This window comes from Rhodococcus pseudokoreensis (assembly GCF_017068395.1).
Taxonomy (GTDB): Bacteria; Actinomycetota; Actinomycetes; order Mycobacteriales; family Mycobacteriaceae; genus Rhodococcus_F; species Rhodococcus_F pseudokoreensis.
The window spans coordinates 4,388,338-4,407,630 of record NZ_CP070619.1 but is presented as its reverse complement, the minus strand read 5'-3'; the positions used below and the strand labels follow the sequence as shown (position 1 = coordinate 4,407,630).

Here is a 19,293-nt window from a genome sequence, read left to right as displayed (position 1 = left end):
GGGACAATCTCGTCGGCGCGAGGGCTGGGCCCTGGTTCAGTTGACGTCGTCGGGGTGGGGCCCCGTTCTCTCGTTCCGTCCCAGTGTGGAGATCTGCGCGATCTCGTCGGCGTCGAGTTCGAAGTCGAACACGTCGATGTTCGCGCGCATCCGTTCCGGTGAAGACGATTTCGGCAGAGGTATGGTGCCGCGCTGCAGATGCCACCGCAGCACGAGCTGAGCGAGGGACACGTCGTGCCGGCGTGCGAGTTCGGTGAGTACCGGGTTCTCCTGCAACCGGCCACGGGCAAGCGGTGCCCACGCCTGCGTGTGGATGCCCAGACTCCGATGCAGTTCCACCATCGACTGCTGGGGAAGGAGTGGATGTATTTCGATCTGGTTCACCATCGGACGCACGGCGGCGACCTCGAGCAGCCGGTCCAGATGATCGGCCTGGAAGTTCGAGACGCCGATCGCCCGGATACGTCCGGCGGCGTGGAGTTGTTCGAGTGCCCGCCACGTGTCCAGGTACGCGCCACGAGCGGGGGCGGGCCAGTGGATCAGGCACAGGTCCACGTAATCCAGACCGAGGCGGGCGACGCTCTTCTCGACGGCGTCGAGGGTCGACTGGTAGCCCTGGTCTTCGTTGGAGACCTTGGTGGTCACGAACAGTTCTTCGCGGGGCACACCGGAATCGCTCAGGGCGCGGCCGAGGGAGCGCTCGTTGCCGTACATCGGAGCGGTGTCGAAGGCCCGGTACCCGGCCGCCAGTGCGTGCCGGACGGTGGTGCCCATGGCGTCGTCGGGAATCTGAAACACCCCGAATCCGATGGCGGGCATCACGACCCCGTTGCTCAGAGTGACCGACGGAATCGTCCTTGCCTCGGTCATGTGATCGAGTACCCGCCGTCGACGGGCAGCACGACGCCGGTGACGTACCGGGCGGCGTCGGAGACGAGGAAGAGCACGACATCGGCGACGTCGTCACCGTCGGCGAACCGCTGCAACGGAATCCGGCTCAGCTTCTGGGCGCGGAACTCCTCCTGGCCGAGAACTTCGGCGGTCATCGGGGTCTCGATGTAGCCCGGCGCGATCGTGTTCACGCGCACACCCTGCGGTCCCAGTTCGACCGCCAGTCCCTTGCCGAGTTGGGTGAGCGCCGCCTTGGTCGCGCCGTAGGGCACGATGCCGGGCACCGCGCGATCGGCGGACAGCGAGGCGATGTTGACCACACTGCCGCCCGACGCGATCAGCGATTTCATCGCCTGCCGGGTCAGCCGGTACACGGCCGAGAGGTTCACGTCGACCAGCCGCTGCCAGCCGTCCTCCTCCACATCGATCGCGGGGGTCCGCAGCTGGATGCCTGCCGCGTTGATCAGAATGTCGAGACTCCCGGCCACCTGCTGGGCGAGGTCGACGGCGGATGCACTGAAGGCGGAATCGGTGAGATCCCCGCACAGCCCGTGCCCACCGATCCCGTCCATGACCTCGGTGATCTTCGGGTCGGCGTCGACACCCACCACCACGATGCCCTGCGCCGCGAGCGCCCTGGCGATTGCGGATCCAATTCCTCCGGCCGCGCCGGTGACGATGGCGGCCTTGCCGCTCAGGGTCGTCACCCCGCTGCCCTGTGTTGTTGCGCCCACGTCGTGGCTCCCTTCCGATGCCGCGCGGCGAAGTGACCATGGGGCCCTGCAACGCGCTAGAAAATGCTTTCATTCCGAAATCTGATCCATATTTAACCTGGACCTCGATATTCATCAGCGTATATGGTGGGTTTCACTTCGGCAAGAAAACGATTTCAGGAGTTTGTATGGCCTCGATCGCCCTTCCCACCTCCGACGGTTCCACCCGCACACTCGCGTTCGGCGAGCCCGCCCGGCTGAACACCCGGTCCACGGCGCCGACCAGCAGGGCGGTGTACGCGGCCTCGCACGTGGTCGCCGATCCGCTGCGCGCGTCCGCCGAGAACGCCGCAGACCAGATCGACTGGGACGCCACCCTGCAACTGCGCCGCGACCTGTGGTCGCTGGGGCTCGGGGTGGCCGAGTCGATGGACACCGCGCAGCGCGGCATGGGGCTCGACTGGGCCGGTGCCCGCGAACTCGCCGTCCGCACCCTCACCGACGCGAAGTCGGTCGGTGGCCGGGTGGTCGTGGGTGTCGCCACCGATCAGCTGAAGACCGATTCGCCCTCGCTGGAGGAGATCCGCGACGCCTACATGGAGCAGGTCGAAGCGATCGAATCCGCCGGCGGCGAGGTGGTGCTGATGGCCAGCAGGCACCTCGCCCGGGCGGCGAGCGGCCCCGACGACTACCTCTCCGTCTACGACGCGGTGCTGTCGGCCGCCACCCGGCCGGTCGTACTCCATTGGCTGGGTTCGGTGTTCGACCCCGCACTCGACGGCTACTGGGGGTCCGCGGACCCGTCGGCGGCGATGGACACCGTCCTGCAGATCATCGACAGCCACCGCGAACGGGTGCGCGGCATCAAGGTGTCGCTGCTCGACCCGGCGCTCGAGATCGCGCTGCGGCGTCGGATGCCCGACGGTGTGCGGGTGTTCACCGGCGACGACTACAACTACGTGGACCTGATCGCCGGCGACGGCACCCACACCAGCGACGCCCTCCTCGGGGCGTTCGCCGCGCTCGGCCCGTTCGCCTCCGCCGCGTTCGCCCGCCTCGACGACGGCGACGAGCAGGGCTTCCGGAACATCCTCGGCCCCACCGAAACCCTGAGCCGGCTGCTGTTCGCCGCACCGACGCAGTACTACAAGGTCGGCGTGGCGTGGCTGGCGTACCTGGGCGGCAAGCAGGACCATTTCCGGATGATCGGCGGCTTCGAAACCGGCCGCAGCCTGACGCACCTCGCCGAACTGGTCCGCGCCGCCGACGCGATCGGCCTGTTCACCGATCCCGATTTCACCGCCGCACGCGCCTCGGCGTACTTCGCGGTGCACGGGATCCGCTGACATGGACCTCTCGCGGTGCAGCCTCAACTCCGTCACGATCAAGGGATCGGGATTCACCGAAGTGGCCGACCTCGCCGAGAAGTGGGGGTTCGGCGGCGTCGGCCTGTGGCGGGACGTGCTCGAGGACCTGGACCTGACCGGGGCGGCCACCCGGCTGCGGCAGTCGGGTCTGCGGGTCAGCAGCGTCTGCCGCGGCGGGATGTTCCCGCAACCGACCGCCACGCAGCGACGAAAGACCATGGACGACAATCGGATCGCCGTGGATCAGGCGCACGCCCTGGATGCGGACTGCCTGTACCTGGTGTGCGGCGCCGCCTACGGCGACCTCGCCGGCGCCCGCAGGCAGGTCTGGGACGGCATCGCCGAACTCGAGCCCTACGCGCGAGCGGCCGGGGTGCGGCTCGCCGTCGAACCGATGCACCCGATGATGGCGTCGAGCCGATCCGTGATCACGTCGCTGCAGGAGGCGAACGATCTGGTCGAGTCCATCGACTCCGACCTGGTGGGGATCGGGATCGACTCGTATCACGTGTGGTGGGACGTTCACCTGAGCAAGGAAATCACGCGGGCCGGCGACAAGCTGTTCTCCGTCCAGCTCGCCGACTGGATCACCCCGATCCACGGGGAGTTGAGCAGCCGCGGCATGCCCGGCGAGGGCTGCATCGACATGACCGGATTCGTCACCGAGTGCGAGCGCGCCGGCTATCGAGGGCTCGTGGAGGTCGAAGTCCTCAGCGACCGGTGGTGGGCCGAGACCGCCCTGGTCGCCACCGAGGCCGCCGCCGAGGGCCTGGCCCGCATCTGAGCGTCATCCACTCTGCCAGGCGGGTCGCCGCTCAGCCGTCCGAATCGTCGCCCGAGGTGTTCGGCGTGCTCTCGAGGAGTCGTTCGAGGTAGTTGAGGTCCTGCCGGAGCAGCGCGATGGCCCGTGCGGGTCCTTCGAGCCCGGTCGGGGTGGACTCTTCGTGAACGACGGCGCGCAGTGCCATGTCCGCGAGTTGGGCGGCGACGGCGCGGTCGTCGTCCTTTTTCCCCGGCTGGTGCCACCAGGCGATCCAGTTGAGCATGCCGATGATGCCGAGTGCCGACGTCCGCGGATCGGCCGGGCGCATCTCGCCGGCTTTGATGCCGTCTTCGATGACGGTGATGAATTCCTTCAGCACGTGCCGTCGGCTCTGCTGGTACCTGCGCGCGATGTCTTCCGGAAGCTCCGCTTCGGACCGGATGATCAGCCTGAACCGGTCGGGGTTCTCACCCTGGTGCATGGCGATGGCGACCGCCATTTCGCGCAGTTTCTCGGTGGGGCCGAGTTCGGTGCGCTCGTTGATCTCGTGCAGCAGGGCAGCCGGAGTTTCCGTGCTCTCGCTGACCAGCCGTGAGAGCAGTTCGTCCTTGTTGGCCACGTAGTGGTAGAGGGCGGGCCGGGTCAGACCGGTGGCGTCGGCGATGTCCTGCAGGGTGGTGCTGGCGAATCCCCGCTCGGCGAACAGCCGCGTGGCCTGTTCCATGATCTGCTTCTCGACCAGCTCGCGGCGGGGATTCCGGCCGGTGGCGCTGTCCTCGGTGGGCTGCGCTGCCGGGCCGGCCGTTGCCTTGCCGCGGCCTCGCCGGCCGGGCGTGGCCTGCTCACGTGTCATGCCCGAAGGATAGTGCGAGCCGGATGCGGTCCGCGCAGTCATGCCGGTGCTCGGGTACCGGACATGACCGGCTCGGGTTCGGTGGCCGCCGGTTCGGTGAAGAACGCGAGGTGCGCTCGTGCGCTCGCGAGGCCGGCCGCCACATCGGCCCGGTAGGTCGCGGGGGCCTCGACAACAATGGTCGCCGAAGTGGCCCGGAGTAGACGTTCAGCGAGGTCGAGACGGTTGAGGACGGCGGCGCGGGAGTCCGGGCCGGTGAGCCACAGCGTCTCCGCCTGCGGTGCGTTCTCTACGACGGCGTCGGCCTCCGCGTCCCAGGCGGTAGCACACGCGACGGCGACAACTGCCGTCGTGGACGCTCCGCGCAGGTCTGCCGACGCGATCCGGGTGGCGAAGTCGGCGCCGTGGTGGGCGAGTGGTTGCGCGAGGATCCAGTCCGTGATGTCGGTAGGGGAGACGCTGTCGGCGGGCCGGCTCGCGTAACTCGCGAGGCCCTGGGACACGATCGTCGGCGCCGATTCGGCGAACCGGTCCAGCCCGACCTTTCCCGCCCGGGTCATGTACGCGATCATCAGCTGGTCGACGGGCAGGTCCATGCGCTGCGGGAACGATTCCCACCAGAGTTCGCTGCGGTGCGCGATCTGCTGGAGGTGGTCGACGGCGGGACGACGGACCCGCTCGTACTCGGTCAGGGCGTCGTCGATGTTCGACGCGCTCGTCAGGGCGTGGTCGAGCGCGATGGCGTCCTCCATTGCGAGTTTGGTGCCGGATCCGATCGAGTAGTGCGCGGTATGGGCGGCGTCGCCGAGGAGCACGACGTTGCCGCTGTGCCAGCGTCTGCAGCTGACGGTGCGGAACCGCATCCACTTCGTGCGGTTTCCGATGAGCCGATGGTGCTGCAAAGTTTCCGCGAACGCGTCCTGCAGGTACTGCAATGAGACCTCGTCGCTGTCCTGCGGTTCGGTGCGATCGGTGGAGACGTCGAATCCGGCTCGCCGCCAGGTGGCTTCATCGGTTTCGATGAGGAAGGTGCTGCGGTCCGGCGCGTACGGGTAGGCGTGGGCGACGAACGTGCCGTGCTCGGTGGTGACCGGGACGAAGATGGCGCTGGGGAGTGCGAAGTCGGTTCCGCACCACAGATACAGTCCGGCGCCGGTGTCGATTCGGGGTTCGAACTCGTCGGTGAGCTGCGCGCGGGTGGCACTATTGATCCCGTCCGCCGCGATGACGAGGTCCGCGTCCAGGTCCGCGGCTTCGCGCCGTTCGCCGAAGCGCAGGCGCACGCCGGCGTCCTGGGCGTGCTGTTGCAGCACGGCGAGCAACGTCGTGCGCGCGATCGCGAGGAGATCGCCGTGCGCGAGCCGAGCAACCTCGCTCCCGACCTGCATCGACATCTCGTGCGCGTGAGCGGCGGCCACGATCGCGTCCAGCGACGCGGCATCGGCGTCGCGGAGGTTGCGCTGCGTTCGGGAGGCCAGACCGACACCGAATCCGAATGTCGTGTCCGGCGAACTCTGTTCGTAGACGGTCACTTCGGCGTCCGGGCGGCTTCGCTTGAGCAGTCTCGCGGCGTAGAGACCGCCGGGGCCGCCGCCGATCACTGCGACTCGCTCGAGGTTCATGGGCTGACTCCAGTCTGTGTGACGTTTGTGTTGATTATTCTACGTATATGTCGATCGGTCAATCCAGCAGGGTGAACGACTTTCGGGGCACACCTGTGCAGGCATGCCCCGAAAGTGGTGATCCGCAGTCGATTCGCGCTGCGGTCCCTACACGACCGCGTGAGGCGCGTCCGCTTCGGCGAGTAGTTTCGCCGCGATCTCGGCGCGCAACCGCTTCTTGTCGATCTTGTTCACGTTCGTGTGGGGCAGGGAGGGTACCCACTCGAGCCGTTCCGGCCACTTGAATTTCGCGACGCCGAGTTTCGCGAGATGCTCCTGAATCTCGGTGAGCGGCAGATCTTCCCCGCCCTTCGCGATCAGATACGCACACGTCTTCTCCCCGAGGCGGGGATCGGGCATGGCGACGACCGCGACATCGGAGATGCCGGGGTGCTCGAGGAGGAGTAGTTCGACTTCCTCGGCGTTGACCTTCTCACCGCCCCGGTTGATGAGGTCCTTGATGCGGCCCTCGATCGACACGTACCGCTCGCCGTCGATGACGGTGATCGCGGCGAGATCTCCGGTGCGGTAGAAGCCGTCGAAGGTGAAGGCGGCCGCGTTGTGCTCGGCCGCGTCGAAATAGCCGGGAATGGTGTACGGCCCGCGGCAACACAATTCACCCACCTCCCCGTCGGCGAGTTCGCTCTCGCCGCCGGGTTCGAGGATGCGAATTTCGTCGTCGGAGGCGATCGGGGTGCCCACCGTGGTCAGGCGGGCCCGCGCGGGGGAGTCGAGCGGGGTCACCGTGAACAGTCCCTCGGACATCCCGAACAACTGCCCCGCCCAATGCCCGGCCCCGTCGTCGACGCGGTCGAACACTTCGGCGGGGACCTTGGCACCGGACAGGACGACGCGGCGCAGCGTTTCCCGCGCCTTGTCGAAGTCCGGGCCCAGCACCGCCTGGTAGTGGCCGTGTCCGATGAGGACTTCGGTCGCCCGCGCCTTCGCCATCAACGCGAAGGCCGTCGGCGCATCGGCGGTGGCCAGCACCAGGCAGGCCCCGACGGAGTGCGCCGCGTGCAGCCCACACGAAATTCCGGCGTTGTGGATGATCGGGATCAGGTGCGCCACCCGGCTGTCCTGGTCCCACCCGAGCCGCTGCGCGTACATCCGGGCGTTGTTCCAGTACTCGGCGTGGATGCGTGGAATAACCTTGGGGACACCGGTGGTGCCGCCGGACAGCTGGAACGCGGCGACGTCGAGCGGATCGGTCTGCGCCTCGATCTTTTCGACGGCGGCGCGGGCCGCAGCGGGATCGGCGCCGGCCCCGAGATCCTCGAGTCGAATCACGTCCGGCCCCTCGTTGCTCGCCCCGTCTCCGACGGTGATGACGTGCCGGAGGCTGGGGTGGCCGTCGGCGTGCTCGCGGGCGAATTCGACGAGGTCGAACGTGGGCAGTCCGGCCTCGACGAGGTGGGCGACGGCGCCGACCGTCCGGCTGACGTGCCCGATCTCGTGCATGCGGTGCGCGGCCAGGGTGGCCACCGGGACCAGCCCGGCCTTGATGCATCCGTACCACGCGAGGACCGTTTCGAGCCGATTGGTCAGCTGGAAGATCACCGGATCGAGTCGGCGGAGTCCGAGCCCGGCCAGTCCGGCGGCGATCTCGTCGGTGCGCCTGTCCAACTCGGCGAAGCTCATCGAGCCTTCCGCGCTGATCACGGCAGGCCGATCCGGGAACCGGATGGCGACCTGATGCAGCCGCCTCCCAGTGGGGTCATCGCTCCACGCCCCGCTGTCGCGATAGCGGGCGGCCCGGTTTTCGGGGAACGTGACGAGGCGTCCGCCCCAGTCCGAGAATGTCACCGCTGTCCTCCTTCCCTCCATTGTGTGATTACCCGGTGTGCGATTACCCGGAAAGTCACCGCTCCGCCACCGCGGGCAGGAGCCGGGCCACATCGAGGGCGTGATCGGGGTGATCGGCGGGCACGATGCCGGAGTAGACGGCAGTCCAGCAACCGGGGCAGCACAACTGCCGGAAGACGACGGGGGTGTCCACGTACTCCGCCGGATCGGAGGTGACCTGCGGCCCGGCCGTCGACGACGGGCCCTCGAAACGTGCCAGATCGAGCGAGGTGCTGTTCTTCTCGTCGCCGAGGAGGCGTCCGCACTGGGCGCACGCGATCACCCGGGTGTCTCCCACGGTGACCTCGGCGAGGTTGTCGTCGAGCCGGCGCGCCCCGGCGAGGTCGACCACCGGGGCATCGGCCGGGGTTCCGCCGGAGCGATCCCGGCGCTCCGTGCGCATCTCGTCCCGCCGATCCGAGGTGCGGATCTCGTCGGCGTCACCGTCGGCGAGGACGACACCGTAGACGGTCTCGGCACCGTGCTCGGTGACCTTGCCCTCGCGAACGTCGGCGGCCACCGCGGCCGGATCGCGCAGCAGCGGGTCCCCGTATCCGCCGCCGCCCTGCCAGTGCATGTAGAGCACTTCGCCTGGGGCAACGTAGCTTTCGGCGTAGCAGGCGCCGAACTCGCGACCGCCGCCGAGGTCGTCCAGCGAGCCCGGGATGCGACCGGCAGCGAATTGCTCGACCACGCCGGTGTCGCGGGCGAGGACTTCCACCCCGGTGTTGCCGGGGTATCCGCCTGCGAGTCCGTTGTTCTGGGCGACGGCTTTGCCCGCGGACGCCAGGACCAACCCCATCGGCAGGCTGGTGCCGTACGGGGTGACGGCGATCGAGGCGCTGACACCGCCGCGCTGGCGTCCCGGCCCGCCGGAGTCGGGTTCCTCCCGGCGCCACAGCGTCAGCAGCGGGTACAGGAATTCGGTCATCTCGGTGTCCGGGATCCGGCCCATCGGGATGCAGAACAGGCCACCGGTGTCCATGCCGTCGGCGGTCGGGCGGGCGCCGTATCCACCGGACATGGGTTCCATCATGATGTTCAGGAACGGCACCGACTGCTCGGGCCGCTCGTCGAGACCCGCGATCACCGCGGTGTCCCACGTGCCGCAGCACGCGGCCTGCACACTCTTGCCGAGATCGACGGAACGGTCGAGCATCTGGGACAGGCATTCGGCGATCAGCGTCCCGGTCAGCCAGGCCGGGCCGATCGGTCCGCGGCTGACCGCGGCGGGGAACGTGGCGTTGTTGATCGTGCCCTCCTCGGAGACCAGATCGAAGCAGCGCATCAGCCCGCCGGCGGACCAGGGGATGTCGCCGGCGAGGATCGGCAGCAGGGCGAGCATCACGCCGCCGCGCATCCCGGCGTACGTGCAGTTGATGACGCCGGTCTGCGGGTCGGTGCCGGTGAAGTCGAACGTGAGATGGTCCGCGGTCTTCGTCATCGCCACGGTGATCTTGTGGATTCCGCGGTCACCGGTGTGGGACTGGTCCTGGTAGCCGGTGGCCTTCCAGGTGCCGTCCGGCAACGACTCGAGCTTGCCGCGCAGGCGCCCCTCGGCGTCTGCCATCATCCGCTTCATCACGGCCTTGACGGTGTCGGCGCCGTACTGCTCGATCACCGCGAGCAGACGATTGCGGCCGACGGTGTTGGCGCCGATCTTCGCGCGCAGGTCGAGCCCGACGAGCATCGGCACCCGCGACCGACGCACCCAGGCGTCGGCGACGTCGCGCTGCAGTTCGTAGTCGCGGACCACCTTGATCGGCGGGGTGGGCAACGACTCGGAGAAGACGTCCTTCGCAGACGGGTCGAACGAGCCGAGCCCGGACCCGCCGAGGTCGGGTTCGTGGCAGATGGCGCTGGTCCAGCCGAACAGCTTGCCGTCGTAGAAGACCGGCTGATAGACGATCACGTCGCTCTGGTGCAGGCCGCCGCCGACCCACGGGTCGTTGCACAGGAACATGTCGCCCTCGGTGATGCCCGGGTTGGTGGCCCGGTGCCGGAGGGTCCAGTAGATCGCGAGGTCGACGGCGCCGACGAGCATCGTGTTGTACAGACCGACCTGAACTTCCTGGCCGATCTCGTCGCTGATCGCGAAGTCGAAGTCGTTCGCGTCGGTGACGATCGGGGAGCCGGACATCCGTTTGAGGGCCTCGCCCATCTCGTCGGTGACCGACCACAGCCGGTGCCGGATGACCTCGTAGGTCAGCGGGTCGAGTTCGTCGATCTGCTCCTGGGTGACGCTGTGGACGGGCAGCGACGGCGGCAGTGAGCGCGAAAGTTCGTCGGGGTCGATCGGTCGGCTCGAGAAAATTTCGGCGCCGGGGATTTGCATGGTCATCTTCGGGTGCTCCTACTGGGCGACGATGTTGAGGTTGCCGAGGCGGTCGACGGTGCCGGTGGTCTCGTGCGGGACGACGACGGTCGTGGTGGGGACCTCGACGATCGCGGGACCCTGGAGGACGTGTCCGGCGAGCAGTTTGCTGTAGTCGTAGACGTCGGTGTCGGCGTAGCCGATCCGACCGTCCAGGCACACCTTGCGGGTGCCGATCTTCGCGGCGGACGCGTCGGCCGAGTCCGCGGATTTCAGTTCGGGCAGGGTGGGGGAGAACGGCAGGACGCCGGTGACGCGCACCCGGTAGGTGATCGCCTGGATCCCGGCCTCCCGGAATCCGCTGTCCTGTCCGTAGAGTTCGGCGTAGCGCTGTTCGAACAGGTCCGAAGCCCGGGCGACTCCCTCGCTGTCGAGGCTTCCGGCCGGGACCGGGGTCGCCACCTCCGCCAGCTGCATGGTGTAGCGCATGTCGATCTCGCGTTCGACCTCCACGCCGGTGAACTTCAGCCCCTGCCGGTCGAGTGCTGCCCGGACCTGTTGCTCGAGTTGGTCGAAGTTGCGTTCGGCCCGGACGGGATCGAGTGGCATCGCGGCCGGGTCGGACAGCTCGGCGGCCAGCACGATGTTCGACGACGCCAGACCGTACGCGGAGAACGCGGAGGCCACCTGGCCGAGCGGGACGACGACCTCGCGGACCCCGACCTCACGGGCGTAGGCGGCGCAGTGCGCGGGGCCGGCACCGCCGAACGCGTACAGCACGAAGTCGCGCGGGTCGTGTCCGGCCTCGACCACGGTCTTGCGGAGCAGGTCACCGGTCTGCGCGTTCTGCACCGCGTAGATCGCGGCGGCGGCGTCCTCGATCGACAGCCCCAGGGGTTCGGCGATCCTGGTGCGGATCGCCTCCCGCGCGAGTTCCTTGTCCAGTGGTTTGCGGCCACCGAGCAGGCCGCGTTCGGGCAGGATCCCGAGCACCAGGTTCGCGTCGGCGTTGGTGGGTTCGGTGCCGCCCTGCCCGTAGCAGGCAGGCCCGGGCACGGCCTGCGCACTGTGCGGGCCGATCTGCAGGTTGCCGCCTTGGTCGACCCAGGCGATCGCGCCGCCGCCGGACCCGATGGCGTGCACTTCGAGGGTGGGGACGTTGATCGGGTGATGGTTGATGATCGTGCTGGACGCGCGCACGGGCTCACCGTCGACGACGAGTCCGACGAGGAAGGTGGTGCCGCCGACGTCGGTGGCGATGATGTTGCGGTGCCCGAGCTGGGTGCCGAGCGACACCGCTCCGACGACGCCGCCGGTGAGCACCGACCCGACGGTGCTGATCGCGTTCTTCGGCGCCTCGGCGGCCGCGACGGCACCGCCGTTGCTCTGCATCACCAGCAGCGGTCCGGCGAGCTTCCGGTCACGCAGCTTCGACTCGAGTTCGCCGAGGTAGTCCCGCAGCCCGGGGCCGATCTGGGTGCTCATGATGGTCGTGGCGTTGCGGGCGAACTCGCGGATACGCGGGCTGACCTCACTCGACAGGGACACGAACATCGTCGGGTCGATCTCGTGGACGAGTTCGCGGATCCGCTGCTCGTGCGCCGGGTTGCGGAACGACCAGAGCAGCGAGACGGCGATGCCCGACACCCCGTCGTCGACGAGGGCGTGAATCGCCTCGCGGGCGGAATCCTCGTCCAGTGCCACGACGACGTTGCCGTCGCGGTCCAGCCGCTCCGTCACCTCGAGGGCATGCTTCTTCGGTACCAGTCCGTGAGACTTGCTCTGCCCCATCACGTTCTGCAGCTGCTCCGGTGAGCTGCCCAGATAGCGGCCCTCGACGTTCATGATGTAGATCGAGTCGCGGTGCCCCTTGGTGGTGAGGAACCCGACCGGCGGCACGTTCCCCATGACCAGGGCGTTGAGCGAGGACGTGGTGCCGTGCGCGATGTGGTGTGTGTTCGCCAGCATCTCCTCGACCGGGCACCCCAGTTGCTCGGCGAGCACGTCGAGGACGTCGATCACGCCCTGCGAATAGTCCGGCGGGGTCGAGGGAGCCTTCGCGGCGAGAACTGTGCCGGCATTGTCGTCCAATACCGCATCCGTGAACGTGCCACCGACGTCCACTCCGATCACATATGCCATTACCTCTGCGCTCCTTCGAAATGAGGTGGAAGTTCTCGACCGGTGCGAGGTCGTCCTCCAACACCGTCTTACGTCAATGTCGAGTATTCGACGTGTCTGATGACATGTCAAGAGTGGACTGTGAAGACAGTCACGTTCCGGGCGCCGTTTACCGGCCCGGACGTGGGGGCTTGACGAATCTTCGCGAACGTCGAATACTCGGCATGAGCGTAAATCAACGCATGCCGGGGTGCTCACTCCCCCGCCTCGCGACAATTCGACATCAGAAGGGCACACCATGGGCATTCATCGCATCGGACTCGTCGTCCCGAGTTCCAATGTGACCGTCGAGACGGAGATGCCGGCGCTGCTCGGTCAGCACGCCGACGCACAGTTCTCGTTCCACTCCAGCCGGATGCGCATGCAGGCCGTCTCACCCGAGCAACTGCGGGCGATGAACGCCCAGCGTGAGCGCTGCATTCTCGAACTCGGCGACGCCGGAGTCGACGCCATCCTCTACGCCTGCCTGGTCGCGCTCATGTCGGTCGGACCGGGTGAGCATCAGCGCGTCGAAGGACTGGTCGCCGAACAACTCGCCACCGGCGGCTCCGAGGCGGCGGTCCGCTCGAGCGCCGGCGCGCTGATCGAAGCGCTCCGGGCGATCGGGGCCCGGCGCATCGCCCTCGTCACCCCGTACCTGCGTCCCCTCGCCGAGCAGGTCGTCGCGTACATCGAGGCCGAGGGCATCCAGGTCCACGACTGGCGCGCGCTCGAGGTCGCCGACAACGCCGAGGTCGGATGCATCCCCGGCGACCGGGTGATGGACGCCGCCCGATCCCTCGACCTGCAGGGCGTGGACGCACTCGTGATCTCCGCGTGCGTGCAGATGCCGTCGCTTCCCCTGGTGCAGGCCGCCGAGGACGAGTTCGGATTGCCCGTCCTCTCCGCCGCCACCGCCGGCGCCTACAGCCTGCTGCGCGCCCTCGACCTCCCCGTCGACATCCCCGGGGCCGGCAGTCTGCTCCGCGCCGACGCACCGGCCGCCGCCCGTCAGTAACCCCGAACCCCTTGGAGTTCACCATGTCCGAACTGCAGCACACCGTCAAAGGCGTCGACCACGTCGCCTATCCGACCTTCGATCCGGCCGGCACCGTCAAGTTCTACCGCGACGTGCTCGGGTTCCCCGTTGTCCACTCGATCTGCGCGGCCGGGTGGGGGCCGGAGAAACACCCCGACTTCATCCACTTCTTCTTCGACATCGGCAACGACGACCGGCTGGCCTTCTTCTACTACTTCGGTCTCGAACCCTTCGACGGCGGACCGCAGGGTGACTCGTACTCCCGCTTCGCCGAGGACGTGCCGATCTTCTTCATCCGCTCCCGGCACCTCGCCATCCACGTCGACAGCGAGGACGACCTGATGGAATACCGCCGCCGCCTCGACGGCAGCGCGTGGCCGGTGGAGATGCAGATCCAGCACGAGACGATCGAGTCGATCTACACCCACGACCCCAACGGCTACATGATCGAGATCACCCGGGCGCTGCGCCCGGTCACCCCGCAGGAAGACCTCGACGCCAACCTCACCATCGACGCCCTCGTCGACGTGGTGACCGGGCCCGACCCCAGCATGGACGCCCTGCTGACCCGCAAGGCCGAACTCATCACCGAACGCGCGGCCGCCTGGCAGCAGCAACAGGAATCGAAGGAGGTGGCGACCCGATGACCACCCTGTTCGTCCTCGACGTCCCCGAGAACACCGCGGTCGCGGAGGTCGCCGGCCGTGATCCGGCGGTCACCGTCGACCACGTCGGACCCTACTTCCGCATCGTGTCCGACTCCCACATCGTCATCGACCGGCGGGCCACCGGCTGCCGTCACGCCGTCTGGTACAGCAGCGTCGCCGGACTGGCGCAGTCCCGGATCACCCAGTGGGACAAGGACGCCATGCGAATCGAGCCGCGATGAGCACGGACACCCGGCGGCTCGGCGCCGGCCGGTACATCGACGCCGCGCAGGCACCGGACAGCACCGTCACGTCCGTGCACGAACTCGCGACCGCCGACGGGGCGAAGGTCACCGGCGTGCTGCGGGTCGTCCCCGGCGCCCGCACCGTCGTCGCGCTCATGCACCCCCGCCAGGACCTGACACACCACGTACTGGTGCCCGAACTGCTCGCCCGCGGCCACGCGGTGTGGACGCAGGGCACCCGCTCGGTCAACAACGACGTCGCCCTGGTGCACGAGCAGGCCCTGCTCGATGCCGCGGCCGGTCAGGTCTTTCTGCGCGAGAAGGGTTTCGAGCACGTCGTCACTCTGGGGCACTCGGGCGGCGGCACTCTGTTCGCGTTCTATCACCAGCAGGCCGGTCTGCCCGCGGCGGAGCGGTTGACCCACACCCCGGCCGGACGACCGATCGATCTGGCCGGGGCGCAGATGCCGCTGCCCGACGGCGCCGTGTTCATGGCTCCGCATCCCGGGCAGGGCGCGCTGCTGCTCCGATTGATCGACCCGTCCGTCGTCGACGAGTCCGACCCGTTGGCGGCCGATCCCGCGTTGAATCCGTTCGACCCGGCCAACGGATTCGCCGAACCCCCGCACAGTTCGGCCTATGCACCCGAGTTCGTCACCCGCTACCGGGCAGCGCAACACGACCGCGTCACCCGCCTCGACGAGATCGCCCGGCAGCGCGTCGAGGAAGCCGCCGACGCGCGCCGACGGTACAAGAGCACCGGCGAACCCGCCGACCGGCGCGCCGCCCTCGTGCCCCGCGTCCTCACCGTCTACCGCACCGACGCGGACCTGCGGTTCACCGACCTGTCGCTGAGCCCCAACGAGCGCCCGTACGGGTCGCTGTTCGGCCGGCGGCCGGATCTGACCAACTACGGACTCGTCGGCTTCGGCCGCTTCGCCACCCCCGACGCCTGGCTGTCGACGTGGTCCGGGCTCAGCACCAACGCCGACTTCCTGCGCTGCGCTCCCGCCGTGACCACCCCCGCCCTGTTCGTCGAACTCACCGGCGACCAGGCCTGCTTCCCCGACGACGCCAAGACCATGTGCGATGCCCTCGGGTCGACGGACAAGACCCACGTCCGCGTCGCCGGCACCCACTTCGGCGGGCCCATCGCCGAGGGCGCACCCACCGGGGCCGCCCTCGCCGCGGCCGACATCGGCGCCTGGCTGTCCGACCGATTCTCCTGACCCCCTTTATATCCGGGCACCCGATACCGCGTCGCGGTCGTCGGGTGCCCGGTCGAGCGGAGTACACATGACTGCCCGCCCCACCACTGCCCCCGTCATCGGGCTCTGCCTGATGGCCCTCGTCCTCGAGGGATACGACCTGCTGATGTACGGCACCGTCGTTCCCTCCCTCCTCGCCTACGAGCCCTGGCAACTCGACGCCACCGACGTCGGGATGCTCGGCTCCCTCACCGGCGTCGGCATGCTGATCGGCGCGCTGGTCGCCGCCGGCGTCGCCGACCGCTGGGGCCGCCGCCGCACCCTCCTCGCCGCGGTCCTGGTGTTCTCCGCCGCGATGGGTGTCTGCGCACTCGCACCCACCCCCGCGGTGTTCGGGGTCGGCCGGACGGCGGTGGGCATCGGTGCCGGCGTCCTCATGCCGACCGCCGCCTCCACCCTGATCGAGTTCTCCCACAGCCGAACCCGGGCACGCTCGGTGGCGATGGGATTCGTCGGCACCAGCATCGGCGGAATTCTGGCCGGTGTGCTGTCCCTGTGGCTCGTGCCCACGTTCGGTTTCCGGGCGATGTTCGTGGCCGGGCTGGTTCCGGCGCTGCTGTTCCTGCCGCTGATGCTCCGGTATCTCCCCGAATCACCCGCGTACCTGACCTCCCGCGGCCGCGCGACCGAGGCCACGGCGATCGGCGCACGGTATGGGCTCGAACCCGAGCCCGCCACCTCGACCGTTCCGCACCCCGAGCGCGGACTGCGTGCCCTGTTCGGCAGCGGGCGGACGACCGCGACATTGTTGTTCTGGGGCATGACCCTGGTGTGCCTGCTGGTGCTGTTCGGTGTCGCGACGTGGCTGCCCGCCCTGATGAAGTCGGCCGGATATCCGCTCGGGGCCGCGCTGTCGTTCCTGCTGACACTGAACGTCGGCGGCGCTGTCGGAGCCCTCGGCGGCGCCGCACTCGCCGACCGGTACGGGATCAAACCCGTCACCGCGATCGGATTCCTCTGCGCCGCAGTCTCACTGATCCTGATCGCCACCGGTCCGCCCACCGCTGTCGTCTACCTGCTGGTGCTGCTCGCCGGCGTCGGCACCACCGGAACCCAGATCCTGCTCAACACGTTCATCGGCGGTCACTACCCCGCGGCATGCCGGACCACCGGCATCGGAATGGCTCTCGGAGTCGGACGTATCGGGGCGATCATCGGACCGACGTACGGCGGCTTCTTCGTCACCATCGGCGCGGGCAGCACCTGGCAGTTGCTGGCCTTCGCCGCCCCCGCCGTCGTCGGCGCGGCACTGACCGCTCTGGTACCGCGGCGAAACGACGACACGAACACGACACCGGCCGTTTCGGCCACCGATCAGGAAGCTGTGCGATGACCCTCGACTTCACCGGACAGGTCGCCGTCGTCACCGGCGCGGGCGGAGGCCTCGGCCGCGCCCATGCGCTCGCCCTCGCGGCCCGCGGCGCCCACGTCGTCGTCAACGACATCGGCGGGTCCCGCGACGACACCTCACCCGACAGCACCCCCAACACCCCGGCCGCGTGCGTCGTCGCCGAAATCACCGCCCGTGGCGGGTCGGCGGTCGCCGACTACGCCGACGTCACCGACCACACCCAGGTCACCGCCATGATCGGCCGGGCGCTCACCGCTTGGGGCCGGATCGACATTCTCATCAACAACGCAGGCATCCTGCGGGACGCCAGCTTCCGCAACGCCACCCTCGACGACTTCCGCACGGTCGTCGACGTCCATCTGATGGGCGCGGTGAACTGCACCAAAGCGGTGTGGGAACACATGATCGCCCAGCAGTACGGCCGAATCCTCATGACGACCTCGGCGTCCGGCATCTACGGCAACTTCGGACAGGCCAACTACGGTGCCGCCAAGTCCGCTCTCGTCGGGCTGATGAACGTCCTCGCCATCGAGGGCGAACCGAAAGGCATCCGGGTCAACGCACTCGCCCCACTGGCCGCGACCCGCATGACCGAATCGATCCTCGACTCCGCTGCCGCCGAGGCACTGCGACCGGAGGCAATCTCTCCCGGCGCCCTGTTCCTGGTGTCTCCGGACGCACCGACCAAGACCGTCCTCGGGGCGGGCGCCGGAGTTTTCGCGGTCAGCGAAATGCGCGAGTCCCGAGGCTGTTTCCTCCCCGACGACGCCAGAACTCCCGAAGACATTGCCGCACACTGGCCGCAGATCAGCGACTTCAGCCGGCTGTCGAGCACCGACAGCACCACCGCACAGATCCGCAATTACGTCGGCATGCAGAAGTCCACGGCGTGACCGGCGCTCGGCTCATCGGTCACGCCGTGGCGCGCACGGCGGTGGCGTCTCAGAGGTTGCCGCGTTTGTCCTGCTCGCGCTCGATGGATTCGAACAGTGCCTTGAAGTTGCCCTTGCCGAAGCCGAGGGAGCCGTGGCGTTCGATGATCTCGAAGAACACCGTCGGCCGGTCGCCGAGGGGACGCGTGAAGATCTGCAGCAGATAGCCGTCCTCGTCGCGGTCGACGAGGATGCCCCGTTTCTGCAGTTCCTCGACGGGAACGCGGACCTGGCCGATGCGGGCGCGCAACTCGGGGTCCTCGTAGTAGGCGTCAGGGGTGGAGAGGAACTCGACCCCTTCCTTTCGTAGTTCGTCGACGGTGCGCAGGATATCGCCCGTGGCCAGGGCCAGATGCTGGGCGCCCGGTCCCTGGTAGAAGTCGAGGTATTCGTCGATCTGCGAACGCTTCTTGGCGATCGCCGGCTCGTTGAGCGGGAACTTCACGCGGTGGTTGCCGTTGGCGACGACCTTCGACATGAGTGCGGAGTAGTCGGTGGCGATGTCGTCGCCGATGAATTCGGCCATGTTCACAAAGCCCATGACTCGGTTGTAGAAGCCGACCCATTCGTCCATCTTGCCGAGTTCGACGTTCCCGACGATGTGGTCGAGCGCCTGGAACAGTCGCTTGGGTGCGCCGTCGCGTTTGACGTAGGTGCTCTGCGCCGCGGTGTAGCCGGGCAGATATGCCCCGTCGTAGCGGCGGCCGTCGATCACGCGCTGGACGAGGGTGTGCCGGGTCTGCCCGTAGGTGGCGATCGCGGCGATGCGGACCTTCCCGTGCTCGTCGGCGACGTCGTGGGGCTCGTCGAGAACGGTGGCGCCTGCCCGCTCGGCCTGGGCGATGCACTTGTCGACGTCGGGTACTTCCAGGGCGATGTCGACGACGCCGTCGCCGTGGGCGGCGTGGTGGGTGACGAGGGCGCTGTCGGGGGCAACGGCGCCCTTGACGACGAAGCGGATCGAGCCGGATTTGAGGACGAATGCCTTGTGGTCGCGGTTGCCGTTCTCCGGGCCGGAGTAGCCGACGAGTTCCATGCCCCAGACGGATTGGTAGTAGTGCGCGGTCTGGGTGGCGTTTCCGACGACGAAGACGATGGCGTCCCAGCCGCTGACCGGGAACGGGTCGGTGCTTGCGTCGTAGTCGACCAGGCCGACGAGCTGCTGGAGCTGCTCGAGGTCGAGCTCGGCCTCCGTCTCCTGGGCGGTGAGCGTGTTGTGGGGCATGGAGGTTCTCCGATTCTGT

General features: G+C 68.3%; 16 protein-coding genes. 8 read left to right on the top strand and 8 right to left on the bottom strand.

The window, feature by feature from the left end:
* Nucleotides 1-36: 36 nt before the first annotated feature.
* Both JWS13_RS25405 and JWS13_RS25400 read right to left on the bottom strand, forming a co-directional pair.
* Complete coding sequence (locus JWS13_RS25405; protein ID WP_206008125.1) at nt 37-870, bottom strand: aldo/keto reductase; 834 nt, start codon at nt 868-870, stop codon at nt 37-39.
* Nucleotides 867-1,625: an SDR family NAD(P)-dependent oxidoreductase gene (locus JWS13_RS25400; RefSeq protein ID WP_160100570.1), complete on the bottom strand. Its 759-nt coding sequence runs from the start codon at nt 1,623-1,625 to the stop codon at nt 867-869. Before JWS13_RS25400 ends, JWS13_RS25405 begins: the two co-directional genes overlap by 4 nt.
* 167 nt (nt 1,626-1,792) lie before the next feature.
* Here JWS13_RS25400 and JWS13_RS25395 point away from each other — a divergent pair, with 167 nt between their 5' ends.
* Both JWS13_RS25395 and JWS13_RS25390 read left to right on the top strand, forming a co-directional pair.
* A complete protein-coding gene (locus tag JWS13_RS25395; protein WP_206008124.1) occupies nt 1,793-2,950 on the top strand; it encodes a dihydrodipicolinate synthase family protein in 1,158 nt (385 codons plus the stop codon).
* Nucleotide 2,951: 1 nt separating this feature from the next.
* Nucleotides 2,952-3,755, top strand: coding sequence for a sugar phosphate isomerase/epimerase family protein (locus JWS13_RS25390; protein ID WP_206008123.1), 804 nt, complete (start codon nt 2,952-2,954; stop codon nt 3,753-3,755).
* Between the two features lie 31 nt (nt 3,756-3,786).
* On the opposite strand, the gene JWS13_RS25385 is transcribed toward JWS13_RS25390, so the two are convergent.
* From JWS13_RS25385 to JWS13_RS25365, 5 genes are all read right to left on the bottom strand, one after another.
* Entirely contained in the window at nt 3,787-4,587 is an 801-nt protein-coding gene (locus tag JWS13_RS25385; RefSeq protein WP_206008122.1) for a TetR/AcrR family transcriptional regulator, read from the bottom strand.
* A 38-nt stretch (nt 4,588-4,625) separates the two neighbouring features.
* Nucleotides 4,626-6,209, bottom strand: coding sequence for an FAD-dependent monooxygenase (locus tag JWS13_RS25380; RefSeq protein ID WP_206008121.1), 1,584 nt, complete (start codon nt 6,207-6,209; stop codon nt 4,626-4,628).
* A gap of 147 nt (nt 6,210-6,356) precedes the next feature.
* A complete protein-coding gene (locus JWS13_RS25375) occupies nt 6,357-8,054 on the bottom strand; it encodes a (2,3-dihydroxybenzoyl)adenylate synthase (RefSeq protein WP_206008120.1) in 1,698 nt (565 codons plus the stop codon).
* A 55-nt stretch (nt 8,055-8,109) separates the two neighbouring features.
* Nucleotides 8,110-10,434 (bottom strand): hydantoinase B/oxoprolinase family protein, encoded by a 2,325-nt coding sequence (locus tag JWS13_RS25370; protein WP_206008119.1) that lies wholly within the window; start codon nt 10,432-10,434, stop codon nt 8,110-8,112.
* 12 nt (nt 10,435-10,446) lie between these two features.
* Nucleotides 10,447-12,549, bottom strand: a complete 2,103-nt coding sequence (locus JWS13_RS25365; protein ID WP_206008118.1) for a hydantoinase/oxoprolinase family protein — start codon at nt 12,547-12,549, stop codon at nt 10,447-10,449.
* A 277-nt stretch (nt 12,550-12,826) separates the two neighbouring features.
* Here JWS13_RS25365 and JWS13_RS25360 point away from each other — a divergent pair, with 277 nt between their 5' ends.
* The 6 genes from JWS13_RS25360 (at nt 12,827) to JWS13_RS25335 (ending at nt 18,010) form a co-directional block, all read left to right on the top strand.
* Nucleotides 12,827-13,585: a maleate cis-trans isomerase family protein gene (locus JWS13_RS25360; protein WP_087558582.1), complete on the top strand. Its 759-nt coding sequence runs from the start codon at nt 12,827-12,829 to the stop codon at nt 13,583-13,585.
* Between the two features lie 23 nt (nt 13,586-13,608).
* A complete protein-coding gene (locus JWS13_RS25355; RefSeq protein WP_206008117.1) occupies nt 13,609-14,253 on the top strand; it encodes a VOC family protein in 645 nt (214 codons plus the stop codon).
* A complete protein-coding gene (locus JWS13_RS25350) occupies nt 14,250-14,495 on the top strand; it encodes a hypothetical protein (RefSeq protein WP_160100588.1) in 246 nt (81 codons plus the stop codon). Before JWS13_RS25355 ends, JWS13_RS25350 begins: the two co-directional genes overlap by 4 nt.
* The gene (locus JWS13_RS25345) at nt 14,492-15,727 is read left to right on the top strand and encodes an alpha/beta hydrolase (protein WP_206008116.1); all 1,236 of its coding nucleotides are present in this window, start codon (nt 14,492-14,494) and stop codon (nt 15,725-15,727) included. Before JWS13_RS25350 ends, JWS13_RS25345 begins: the two co-directional genes overlap by 4 nt.
* 67 nt (nt 15,728-15,794) lie before the next feature.
* Complete coding sequence (locus JWS13_RS25340) at nt 15,795-17,099, top strand: MFS transporter (RefSeq protein WP_206008115.1); 1,305 nt, start codon at nt 15,795-15,797, stop codon at nt 17,097-17,099.
* Entirely contained in the window at nt 17,096-18,010 is a 915-nt protein-coding gene (locus JWS13_RS25335) for an SDR family NAD(P)-dependent oxidoreductase (RefSeq protein ID WP_206008114.1), read from the top strand. Before JWS13_RS25340 ends, JWS13_RS25335 begins: the two co-directional genes overlap by 4 nt.
* A gap of 49 nt (nt 18,011-18,059) precedes the next feature.
* Here the strand turns inward: JWS13_RS25335 and hppD are convergent, their stop codons facing one another.
* The gene (gene hppD, locus JWS13_RS25330) at nt 18,060-19,274 is read right to left on the bottom strand and encodes a 4-hydroxyphenylpyruvate dioxygenase (protein WP_206008113.1); all 1,215 of its coding nucleotides are present in this window, start codon (nt 19,272-19,274) and stop codon (nt 18,060-18,062) included.
* Nucleotides 19,275-19,293: the final 19 nt, after the last annotated feature.